General features: G+C 54.5%; 9 protein-coding genes. 8 read left to right on the plus strand and 1 reads right to left on the minus strand.

The annotated features are described in order from the left end of the window. The first annotated feature begins 94 nt into the window (after window positions 1-94). The 8 genes from B1H58_RS15645 (at window position 95) to B1H58_RS15680 (ending at window position 7396) form a co-directional block, all read left to right on the plus strand. Window positions 95-1066 carry an HNH endonuclease signature motif containing protein gene (locus B1H58_RS15645; RefSeq protein WP_085071395.1) on the plus strand — a complete coding sequence of 324 codons (972 nt, stop codon included), beginning with the start codon at window positions 95-97 and terminating at the stop codon, window positions 1064-1066. A gap of 147 nt (window positions 1067-1213) precedes the next feature. Then, window positions 1214-1936 (plus strand): RNA polymerase sigma factor FliA, encoded by a 723-nt coding sequence (locus B1H58_RS15650; RefSeq protein WP_085071396.1) that lies wholly within the window; start codon window positions 1214-1216, stop codon window positions 1934-1936. A gap of 46 nt (window positions 1937-1982) precedes the next feature. Further along, on the plus strand, window positions 1983-2486 hold the full coding sequence (gene fliZ, locus B1H58_RS15655) for a flagella biosynthesis regulatory protein FliZ (protein ID WP_085071397.1): 504 nt from the start codon (window positions 1983-1985) through the stop codon (window positions 2484-2486). A gap of 148 nt (window positions 2487-2634) precedes the next feature. Beyond that, window positions 2635-3621, plus strand: coding sequence for a D-cysteine desulfhydrase (locus B1H58_RS15660; protein ID WP_085071398.1), 987 nt, complete (start codon window positions 2635-2637; stop codon window positions 3619-3621). A 256-nt stretch (window positions 3622-3877) separates the two neighbouring features. Next, window positions 3878-4678, plus strand: coding sequence for a cystine ABC transporter substrate-binding protein (tcyJ, locus tag B1H58_RS15665; protein ID WP_085071399.1), 801 nt, complete (start codon window positions 3878-3880; stop codon window positions 4676-4678). Beyond that, a complete protein-coding gene (tcyL, locus tag B1H58_RS15670; RefSeq protein WP_085071400.1) occupies window positions 4678-5346 on the plus strand; it encodes a cystine ABC transporter permease in 669 nt (222 codons plus the stop codon). The genes tcyJ and tcyL overlap by 1 nt, the downstream gene beginning before the upstream one ends. Then, window positions 5343-6095 carry an L-cystine ABC transporter ATP-binding protein TcyN gene (gene tcyN, locus B1H58_RS15675; protein WP_085071401.1) on the plus strand — a complete coding sequence of 251 codons (753 nt, stop codon included), beginning with the start codon at window positions 5343-5345 and terminating at the stop codon, window positions 6093-6095. The genes tcyL and tcyN overlap by 4 nt, the downstream gene beginning before the upstream one ends. A 227-nt stretch (window positions 6096-6322) precedes the next feature. Beyond that, a complete protein-coding gene (locus B1H58_RS15680) occupies window positions 6323-7396 on the plus strand; it encodes an acyltransferase family protein (protein WP_085071402.1) in 1074 nt (357 codons plus the stop codon). Between the two features lie 250 nt (window positions 7397-7646). On the opposite strand, the gene putA is transcribed toward B1H58_RS15680, so the two are convergent. Beyond that, window positions 7647-11597 carry a trifunctional transcriptional regulator/proline dehydrogenase/L-glutamate gamma-semialdehyde dehydrogenase gene (gene putA / locus B1H58_RS15685; protein WP_085071403.1) on the minus strand — a complete coding sequence of 1317 codons (3951 nt, stop codon included), beginning with the start codon at window positions 11595-11597 and terminating at the stop codon, window positions 7647-7649. Window positions 11598-11785 lie beyond the last annotated feature (188 nt).

Genomic DNA, 11785 nt, shown 5'->3' on the forward strand with positions numbered 1-11785 from the left:
AGTCTGCGTTACAGAAAAGTAACCCGCTGCCGATAATAACGGCAAAGCAGCGTCTCTTCGCTGATTAACCCGTGACTCTTTTTCGGGAGTGGTTATGCGCTTTAATTATGACTTGTTACCAGGGGAACAGCTGACCTTTGAAGAGATCAGCCAGCGCTACGGGCAAAAATATCCAACGGAAAAGGCGCTGACCTTTCGTGGCTTATTAAGCCCATCCACCAGCCCGCGTCAGCTGGTTATTCGGGCGGTATTTGCCCATCAGGCCGAAAACAGTCCGCTGGAAGATCTGCTGTTTGTTTCTGACGATAACGATCGAAAAAATTATCTGCGCCGCTTTGAGCACTATATGCATCAGGGGCAATCCTTTCTTTATCTCAGGCGCAATGATGCCGCCGGGACGTTATGGAAAGTCATGGGGGAGAGCCGGGTCTATGCGATGCTCGATCCCAACGGGGCAACGGCGCAAAATCTGCTGGCCAGCCGCGGCTATCGGTTGACGCTGATGCGTCAGCAGGGCGATGACGATTACTGGCAGCTTTATGATCCCAAAGCGCAGCCTTGCTTTAACGAGGCGCGCACACTGCAATTTATCGTGGTGCTGGAAACGCCGATGCTGCCTGCGCCTGCCGCGGTGATTGCTGGCCAGCAGGTCGGACGGCGCGTCAGGGTTAAAGTGCTGCAGCGCGCCAGCCAGGCGGAATTCAGCGCGGCGGTTAACGCGCGCTACGGCGGTTGCGTGATTACCGGCACTACGCTTTCAGAGAGCGCTTCTGCTCCCTGGGTTGAAGCCTGTTATATAGACGCCAGCGAAAACAGCGAAGGTCTGCTGGCTGATAGCAGCGTCGACAACGGTCTGTTTTTACGCAGCGACCTGCGGCGACTGTTTATTAGCGGACGATTATTTATCGATAGCGATCAGGGAACGGTGCATATTCGTCCGGCGCTGCAAAGTGAAGATAACCTGCATGACATTTATCATGACATTGATGGCAAAGTCTGCGCGCTTTGGCAATGTGTGCCGCCGGCAACCCGCGAACGGCTAAAGAAAACGGTGCGCCTGTTTTAACAAAAGTGTGATCCCATCGGCATCGCACCGGTAGTGGTCACACACATTTTCTAAATAACCCGCCTTTTTTATCCCTATTCCCCCAATCGATCGCCCTACAGAATCGGATAATCATGCCGATAACGTAACTAACGCAGGGTAGTCAAAGTGAACGATCTCTATACCGCTGATGGCGTGATGGACAAACACTCGCTGTGGCAGCGATACGTACCGCTGGTGCGCCATGAGGCGCTACGTCTGCAGGTACGGCTGCCCGCAAGTGTTGAGCTGGATGATTTACTGCAAGCTGGAGGTATCGGGCTGCTGAATGCCGTGGAGCGCTATGACGCGCTGCAGGGTACCGCCTTTACCACCTATGCCGTACAGCGCATACGTGGGGCCATGTTGGATGAGCTACGTAGCCGTGACTGGGCGCCGCGCAGCGTGCGACGCAACGCGCGCGAAGTCGCGTCTGCGATGCATCAGTGTGAACAGACACTGGGGCGTGCCGCATCCGAGCAGGAAGTTGCCAGGCAGTTAAATGTTTCGCTGGAAGAGTATCGACAGATTCTGCTGGATACCAACAACAGCCAGCTTTTTTCCTATGACGAATATCGCGAAGAGCATGGCGATAGTGCGGAACTGGTGACGGAAGGACATGAAGATGCCAATCCGCTTCACCAGCTGATGGAAGGGAATCTGCGTGAACGCGTCATTGAAGCGATCGAGGCATTGCCCGAGCGCGAAAAAATGGTGCTGACACTGTATTACCAGGAAGAGTTGAACCTGAAAGAGATTGGCGCGGTGTTGGAGGTGGGAGAGTCCCGCGTCAGCCAGCTGCACAGTCAGGCGATCAAACGCCTGCGCGCCCGGTTAACGGGAGCGCGCTGACAGCGTCAGCTCTCGCTTTCGAGACATATAACCGGGGGTCTCCTCAATGGGAACCAAACTAAAAACGAGGCCATTAAGCCGTTATCTTAAAGACTTTAAACACAGCCAAAGTAATTGTTCACACTGCGGAAAAGTACTCGACAGGATGGCGTTAGTTTTTCGCGGTCAGATCATCAATAAAGAAGCCATATCCCGGATGGACCAGCCGATCGACGATCAGGTCTGGCTTAAACTACAAAACGAACTGACCGCTCTGTGCCGGTTTTGCAGCGATATTTACTGCAATACGCACCCCAATTATTTTGACATTATGGCGTTTAAACAATATCTGTTTGAACAGACGGAAATGAGCCACAGCACGATACGTGAGTATGTGGTTCGTCTGCGTCGTCTGGATGACATGCTGTCGGCGAAAAATTACCCGGCAGAGAAATTACGCGGCGGAAGCTGGCACGAATGTCTGGAAAAAGACTTACCGGATGCCGGAAACAATAACTACCGCATTGCCCTGCGAAAATATGACCAGTTTTTAGGATGGCAGCGTAATTAAGTGTTCGGCACGGATGGGTTTTCATCCGTGCCGCGCTGACTTTTTCAGCAGCTAAGCGCGTCTGCGCCTCATCACACGAACTGACCATAGATCCCCGACAGATCTTCTGCAACACTGTAGCCATTATTCTGTGTGCGTGGAGGCTGCTTTGTCCCTGTCTAATCTGATCAAATTTCCCCGTCTGGAACTTGTTGGCGCCCCAACGCCGCTGGAGCATTTGCCACGTCTTTCCGACTACCTTGGCCGCGATATTTTTATCAAGCGTGATGATATTACGCCGCTGGCGCTGGGTGGAAACAAGCTACGCAAGCTGGAGTTTCTGGCGGCGGATGCGTTGCGCGAAGGGGCCGATGTGTTGATTACCGCCGGGGCCATCCAGTCAAACCATGTACGCCAGACAGCCGCAGTGGCGGCAAAGCTGGGTCTGAAGTGTTTTGCCTTGCTGGAGAACCCGATCCAAACCCCGGCGGAAAACTATCTCAGCAACGGCAACCGTCTGCTGCTTGATCTGATGGACTGCGAAGTAGAGCTGGTGGATACGCTACATGCGCCCGCACAACAGCTGGAGGCGCTGCGTATTCGTCTGGAAGCGCAGGGCTTTCGTCCTTATGTGGTGCCGGTTGGCGGTTCCAACGCGCTGGGCGCACTGGGTTATGTAGAGTGCGCGCAGGAGATCGCGCATCAAAGCGAGGATGTTGTGGATTTCGCTGCGGTGGTTGTGGCCTCCGGTAGTGCGGGCACGCACGCGGGTCTGGCGCTGGGATTAGAACATCTGCTGCCGGAAACGGAGCTGGTTGGCGTGACGGTGTCACGTAAAGTTGTGGATCAGCTGCCGCTGGTCACCGGCCTCCAGCAGCAGGTTGCCAGCATGCTGGAAACGCACGGCAGCGCGGCGATCACGCTTTGGGATGACTATTTTGGTCCGCGTTACGGCATGCCCAGCGAAGAGGGTATGGAAGCAGTGAAGCTGTTGGCGCGCCTGGAAGGCATCTTCCTTGATCCGGTCTATACCGGCAAAGCGATGGCGGGATTAATCGATGGCATCAGCCAGCAGCGCTTTCAGCGTGAAGGACCGTTGCTGTTTGTGCATACCGGCGGCGCACCGGCATTATTTGCTTATCACCCTTCGGTCTGATACCGAAAAACGAAAAGGATGATAGCCGTTATACTTCAGGCGGTATCTTTGCTGGCACCCCTTTCTTTCCTGCAGCACTGACTTGTGTAACTGCATCGGGATCCAGGCGGTTGCCGCAGCGATGCAGCTTGAATTATTTAGGGTATACAATCATTCTGTTTAATGATCTTTGCTTTTTCGTAACAAAGCCGAACTATTCGGCTTTGCTTTTTAACGAAAGCGTTTTACACACAATCCAACAATAAACGGGGTAAATATGATTTTTTCTCAGGTACGTCGTCAACTGGTTCTGGGCGTGATGGCCGTGGCGCTGGTCGCGGGTGTTAACGTAAAAACATTCGCGGCGGAAAACCTGCTCAACAAGGTTAAAGAACGCGGCAGCCTGCTGGTGGGCCTGGAAGGCACCTATCCGCCGTTTAGCTTTCAGGATGAAAACGGCAAGCTGACCGGTTTCGAAGTGGAGTTTGCCGAAGCGCTGGCTGAGCATCTTGGCGTTAAGGCAAGCCTGAAGCCGACCAAATGGGACGGCATGCTGGCATCGCTGGATTCCAGACGCATCGATGTGGTGATTAACCAGGTCACGATTTCCGACGAACGCAAGAAAAAATATGATTTCTCCACGCCTTATACCGTCTCCGGCATTCAGGCGCTGACCCGTAAAGATAAAGAAGGCACCATCAAAAGCCCGCAGGATCTGGCGAACAAAAAAGTTGGTGTCGGCCTGGGCACCAACTATGAGCAGTGGCTGCGTGAGAATGTGAAAAATGTTGATATTCGCACCTACGATGATGACCCGACTAAATATCAGGATCTGCGCTCTGGCCGTGTGGATGCCATTCTGGTTGACCGTCTGGCTGCGCTCGACCTGGTGAAGAAAACCGGTAATACCATGGCGGTAGCAGGTCCGGCATTCTCACGTCAGGAAGCGGGTGTGGCGCTGCGTAAAGGCAATGAAGATATGCTGAACGCTATTAACCAGGCGATTGCCACCATGCAGACAGACGGCACGCTGAATAAGATTTCACAAAAATGGTTCGGCGCGGACGTTACTAAATAATGCAAGAGAGTATCCAACTGGTGCTGGATTCAGCACCTTTTTTATTAAAGGGCGCGCTGTTCACGCTGCAGCTCAGCATCGGCGGCATGTTTTTTGGCCTGGTGCTGGGTTTTATCCTGGCGCTGATGCGCCTCTCATCCTTCTGGCCAATTAACTGGCTGGCGCGCATTTATGTTTCTATTTTTCGCGGCACCCCGCTGATTGCTCAGCTGTTTATGATCTATTACGGTCTGCCGCAGTTTGGCATCGAGCTTGATCCTATCCCGTCGGCGATGATTGGCCTGTCGTTAAATACCGCAGCCTACGCCTCTGAGTCGCTGCGTGGCGCGATTGCCGCCATTGAGCGCGGTCAGTGGGAAGCGGCGGCCAGTATCGGCATGACGCGCTGGCAAACGCTGCGTCGCGTGGTGCTGCCGCAGGCGGCGCGTACCGCTTTGCCGCCGTTGGGCAACAGCTTTATCAGCCTGGTAAAAGATACCTCGCTGGCCGCCACCATTCAGGTGCCGGAGCTGTTCCGCCAGGCACAGCTGATCACATCACGCACGCTGGAGGTTTTCACCATGTATCTGGCGGCATCGCTGATCTACTGGGTGATGGCGTCTGTGCTGTCAGCGCTGCAAAACCGCCTGGAAGATTATGTTAACCGTCAGGATCGGGAGGGCAAATGAGCGCCATTGAAGTCAGCAAACTGGTAAAACGGTTTAACGGTCAGACGGTGCTGCATGGTATCGATCTTGAGGTCGCTTCCGGTGAGGTCGTGGCGATCATCGGCCCCAGCGGCTCGGGAAAAACCACGCTGTTGCGCAGCATTAATCTGCTGGAAGTACCCGACGGCGGCACCATTAAAGTGGGCGATATTGAAATCAATGCCGCTCTGCCGGTCAGTAAACAGAAAGAGCGCGTACGCCAGTTGCGCCAGCAGGTGGGCTTTGTATTCCAGAGCTTTAACCTGTTTCCGCATCGCTCGGTGCTGGAAAATATTATTGAAGGTCCGGTCATCGTTAAGGGCGAACCCAAAGCCGAGGCGATAGCACGCGCCCGGGCGTTACTGGAGAAGGTAGGGCTGCACGGTAAAGAGGAAAGCTATCCACGCCGCCTTTCTGGCGGACAGCAGCAGCGCGTCGCCATTGCGCGTGCGCTGGCGATGCGTCCTGAAGTGATCCTGTTTGATGAGCCCACGTCGGCGCTCGATCCTGAACTGGTCGGCGAGGTGCTCAGTACCATTCGTTCACTGGCGGAAGAGAAACGCACTATGGTAATTGTCACGCATGAGATGAGCTTCGCACGTGACGTGGCCGATCGCGCTATTTTTATGGATCAGGGACGCATTGTGGAGCAGGGGCCGGCAAAAGAGCTGTTTGCGCATCCTCAACAGGCGCGTACGCGCCAGTTCCTGGAGAAATTCCTCAGCCAATAACTGGCCTTACCGACGCCAGGTTACTCCTAAATCTATTTATCCAACGGGCAGCCACATTCGCGGGCTGCCCGTTTTTTTATTGTTTCAGTGACCCTTTGATTATTTTGTGTCAGGACCGATTATTCTTTTTAAGATAAAAGCTACAGCGAATTCATTCACGTCCCGTTAATAATGCAGGCTGGCTATTCTGCCTTTTTACTTCCGTCAACTTAGCGGGAATCACAGCAATGAACGATAAAAAAAGCCAGGAAATTCAGTGGGTCAATACGCTCAAAGGCGGCTGCATTCTACTGGTGGTGCTCTATCATGTGGTGTTGCCTGGATTTGAAGGCACGCTGAAACATCTCACGGCAGGCGGCTTACCGGCCCACCTGTGGGTGGCGTTTAATACTGTCCTGTCGCCGTTGCGTATGCCAGCTTTCTTTTTTGTATCCGGCATGCTGGCCGCGCGGGCAATTAATGACAAACCGTGGCAAAAAGTATTTACCAGTCGCGTAACTAATCTTTTTTATCTTTATATTCTTTGGGGTGTTATTCAGTGGTTTTCTATTTACGGTATCTCTTCAGAGATTACTCATCATCGTATTTCCAGTAATATTAACTCCTCGTATGCTGAATCACCGCAGGAATTTATATCACTGATGCTGCTGGCAATGAGCAGTTCCTGGTATCTTTATGCGCTGGGATTGTTCTTTCTGTTTGCGAAACTGTTCCGCAAACAGCGCCTGCCGCTGGTTATTGTCGCGGTGCTGTTGAATTATCTGGCAGTGGAAAAAATCATCCCTGGATGGGGACCGGAAAGTCTCTCACAATATTTTATCTATTTTATTATGGGTTCATTCTGGAGTGCGCAGGTTATCCATCTTAGCGAATGGCACAAAAATAACCTGCTGCCGTGGCTGGGATTAGCGTTACTGTCCGTGGTGCATCTACTGCTGGGTCTACAGAAAAACCTGTTTCTCTGCACGTTAGCTATCCTGTTCTGTATCGCGCTCTGCCGTACCCTGAATAACCACTTCCGTATGACGTGGATGAACTGGATCGGTAAAAATACGCTGCAAATTTATGTGTTGCACCGCATCTTTATTGAATATTTCGGTATGACGGCGATCCTGTTCGCGCTGGATCATCACCTGTTTGATTCCGCGCTGTTCTCGATACTTTGGGCGGCCGGCTTTCCGGTTGGCATGGTGGCGCTCTGTTCACTCTGTTCGATAGCAGTATGGAAGCTATTGAATAAGGGGCTGGGGAAATCGCTGTTTATCTATCCGCGTCTGCTGCGCATGAAATTCGATGTATAACCGAAGGCCGCGTAATCCATAACAAGGGCATCAGGTTTTGACGAAAGGTAAGAGGCCTGTTAACGCGTTTGTTTGACCGCATCGGGTTAACAGTAGCCTCTTTTAAACCAGAAGCTGCGTATCAGTGGTGGATCTGCGCCAGATCGTGCTCAGAAAGGCCGGTCATTTTCATCAGGGTAATGATCGTCCAGGCACCAGAGCAAAAAAAAAGCCGCCCTGTAGCAAGGCGGCTTGTTGTTAACCGGTGGCGTTAGCCAATCGTCATCAGGCTGGCGTTTCCTCCCGCCGCAGCGGTATTGACGCTCAGCGAGCGTTCAATTAACAGCCGCTCCAGCAGCAGATTGGTTTCGCCACGGGCAAAGCCCTGCACTGAAACGATCGCGCCGCCGCGTGCGGCAATCTTCTCGCACAGCAAACGCAGCTGATCGGCGTCGCCGTGATAGATCACCGCATCATAGTGCTGTTCCTGAGCCAGCGGATCATGGGCGAAGTCGATATGTGCACGCACTTTCTCCGGCAGCGACTGCGCCAGCTTACGATGCAGCTCATCATCCTGCCACAAAGCGCGACTGCCGACGCTGGTCACCGCTGCCAGCTGTACCAGCGCATCCTGCTCGTTATCCGCCAGACAGAGCACGCGCTCGCGTGGCAGCAGAATATAGGTATTGCGCTCGCCGGTTGGGCCCGGCAGCAAGCGTACCGTGCCGCCCTGCGCCAGTTTTTCATAGCGGGCGCAAACTTCCGCCAGCTGCGGCTGCGCGTTGGCCCAGTCGCTCAGCGCTTTGTGCGCTTCGATAAGGGCAGGGCGCAGTGTGGCATCAAGCGTCTGTTCGGCATCGTGACGATCGAGCGTGACCTGCAGCGCATTATCCGGACGATGCGACAACAGACGATAGAGGTAAAGCGGGCCACCTGCTTTCGGGCCGGTACCTGACAAGCCTTCGCCGCCGAACGGTTGTACGCCAACCACTGCGCCAACCATATTACGGTTAACGTACAGGTTACCAACTTTCGCACGCTGGGTTACCTGACCGATAGTTTCATCGATACGGGTATGCACGCCCAGCGTTAAGCCATAACCAGAAGCATTGATTTGCTCAATCAGCTGCGGCAGTGAGCTGCGCGTATAACGCACCACATGCAATACCGGACCAAAAATCTCTTTATCCAGTTCATCGATACTGTTCAGCTCAATCAGCGTCGGCTTAATAAAGGTGCCCTGCGTCCACTCTTTGCTGTCCTGCTGATTCTCCTGTACCGCCTGGAACACCGTTAGCCCTTTGGCGCGCATCGCCTGAATATGACGCTCAATATTCTCTTTCGCCTCGGCATCAATTACCGGACCGATATCGGTTGAGAGGCGTTCAGGATTACCCATACGGCATTCCGCCATCGCGCCTCGCAGCATCTTCAACGTATGCTCGGCGGCGTCCTCCTGGATGCAAAGCAGGCGCAGCGCCGAACAGCGTTGGCCCGCGCTGTCATAAGCAGAGGAGACGATATCCAGTACCACCTGCTCGGTCAGCGCGGAGGAGTCGACAATCATCGCGTTCATTCCGCCGGTTTCGGCAATCAGCGGCGTTGGGCGGCCCTGTGGATCGAGGCGTCCGGCCAGGTTACGTTGTAACAAACTCGCCACCGCGGTCGAGCCGGTAAACATGACGCCGCGCACCCGATCGTCGCCGGTCAACTGGGCGCCTACGGTCTCGCCGAGGCCCGGCAGTAGCTGGATCACGCCAGCCGGCACGCCCGCTTCAAGCAGAATGCGTACTGCCTGAGCGGCAATCAGCGGCGTTTGCTCTGCGGGTTTCGCCAGCACGCTGTTGCCCGCCGCCAGGGCGGCGGCAATCTGTCCGGTAAAGATCGCCAGCGGGAAGTTCCACGGGCTGATACAGACCACCGGCCCTAATGGACGATGGGTTTCATTATCAAAGTCGCTGCTTACCAGGCCGGCATAGTAATAGAGGAAATCGACCGCTTCGCGCACTTCAGCAATCGCGTTACTGAAGGTTTTACCCGCTTCGCGCACCAGGATGCCGATAAGCGTCTGCATCTGACCTTCCATCAGTTCAGCGGCGCGCTCCAGAATAGCGGCGCGCTCCTGCGCTGGGGTGGCAAACCAGATTGGACCAGCATTCACCGACGCCTCCAGCGCCTGTGCGACCTCCTGCTCGCTGGCTTCACGCACTTCGCCCACCCGGTCGGAAGGATCGGCCGGGTTCAGTACCGGGCGGTATTCACCCTGGCCCAGCTCTCCTTCAATCATCGGTTCGGCACGCCATAAATGCGCGGCGCTGCTTAACAGGGCGCTGGAGAGTGACGCCAGGCGATGTTCGTTAGCTAAATCCAGTCCGGCGGAGTTGGGGCGTTTATCACCATACAGATCGCGTGGCAGCGGAATTTTCGGATGCGGCAAACCAATGGCACCTTCCGTTGCGGCCAGACGCTCAACTTGCTGAACCGGATCGGCCACCAGCTCATCCAGCGGCAGGGTTTTATCCGCGATACGGTTAACAAACGAGGTATTAGCGCCATTTTCCAGCAGACGACGCACCAGGTAAGCCAGCAGGGTTTCATGGGTGCCGACCGGTGCATAGATACGGCACGGGCGGTTCAGCTTGCCATCAGCGGTTTTGCCCACCACCTGCTCATACAGCGGCTCGCCCATGCCGTGCAGACACTGAAACTCATACTGACCGGGATAATAGTTATTGCCCGCCAGATGATAGATCGCCGCCAGGCTGTGGGCATTATGGGTGGCGAACTGCGGATAAATCAGGTTAGGCACAGCCAGCAGCTTGCGGGCGCAGGCCAGGTAAGAGATATCGGTGTAGACCTTGCGGGTATAGACCGGGTAGCCTTCCAGCCCTTCGACCTGCGCGCGTTTGATTTCGCTGTCCCAGTAAGCGCCTTTTACCAGACGAATCATCAGACGACGACGGCTGCGCTGCGCCAGATCGATCAGTGCGTCAATCACAAACGGACAACGCTTCTGATAAGCCTGAATAACGAAGCCGATGCCGTTCCAGCCTTCCAGTTCCGGCTCGAAGCAGAGTTTTTCCAGCAGATCGAGTGACAGCTCCAGACGATCCGCCTCTTCGGCATCAATATTAATCCCGATATCGTAAGAACGCGCCAGCAGCGTCAACGATTTAAGAATAGGGTAGAGCTCTTCCATAACGCGCGAGTATTGCGCGCGGCTGTAGCGTGGATGCAGCGCAGAAAGCTTGATCGAAATCCCCGGGCCTTCATAAATACCGCGCCCGTTGGAGGCTTTGCCAATGGCATGGATCGCCTGCTGATAAGAGAGCAGATACGCTTTCGCATCGCTGGCGGTCAGCGCCGCTTCGCCCAGCATATCGTAAGAGTAGCGGAAGCCTTTTTCTTCCAGTTTACGGGCATTGGCCAGCGCTTCTGCGATGGTTTCGCCGGTAACAAACTGCTCGCCCATCAAACGCATCGCCATATCCACGCCTTTGCGGATCAGCGGCTCGCCGCTTTTACTGATAATACGGTTAAGGGAGCGCGACAGGTTGGCTTCATTATGCGTTGCGACCAGACGGCCGGTAAACAGCAGACCCCAGGTGGCGGCATTCACAAACAGCGAAGGACTGCGGCCCAGATGCGCCTGCCAGTTGCCGTTGCTGATTTTATCGCGGATCAGCGCATCGCGTGTCGGCTTATCGGGGATGCGCAGCAGCGCTTCCGCCAGACACATCAGCGCCACACCTTCCTGAGAAGATAACGAGAACTCCTGTAGCAGGCTTTGCACCATTCCGGCGCGTCCGGTTGCCCCTTTTTGGTGCCTCAGCTTATCCGCCAGCGACCACGCAAGCTGATGGGCTTTTTCTGCCAGCGGGGCAGGTAAACGCGCCTGCTCCAGCATCATTGAGACGGCTTCAGGTTCCGGGCGACGCCAGGCAGAGGTAATGGCTGCACGGGTAACCGTTTGTGGCAGGATCTGTTCAGCGAAATCAAGAAACGGCTGATGCGGCTCTTCCGGCAATGCCTCTTCTGATTCATTTGCTGCTGCCTGCAGCGGATATTCAGCGGGCTGCGTGCCCTGTTCCAGCTGCTCAAGATAGTTAAAAATCGCTTGTTTGATCAGCCAGTGCGGGGTGCGATCGATATGTTGTGCAGCCTGTTTGATTCTTTCGCGGGTGGCTTCATCCAGTTTGACACCCATTGTCGTCGTTGCCATGCCTTAAACGCTCCTCAAAACCTTATATCACCGTTGTATGGCGCAATATCACCCATGTTGCAACTTTGTGCAACCGTGTTAATTGTGAGCCTGTTAACACTCCGCGCAAACGCCAAATTGTTAAATCTGCGAAAGCGGCATGGATATTGCTGCAAATTCCTCGCCATCTTTGCGAAAGCCCGAATTTT

The sequence above is a fragment of the Pantoea alhagi genome, from assembly GCF_002101395.1.
Taxonomy (GTDB): Bacteria; Pseudomonadota; Gammaproteobacteria; order Enterobacterales; family Enterobacteriaceae; genus Mixta; species Mixta alhagi.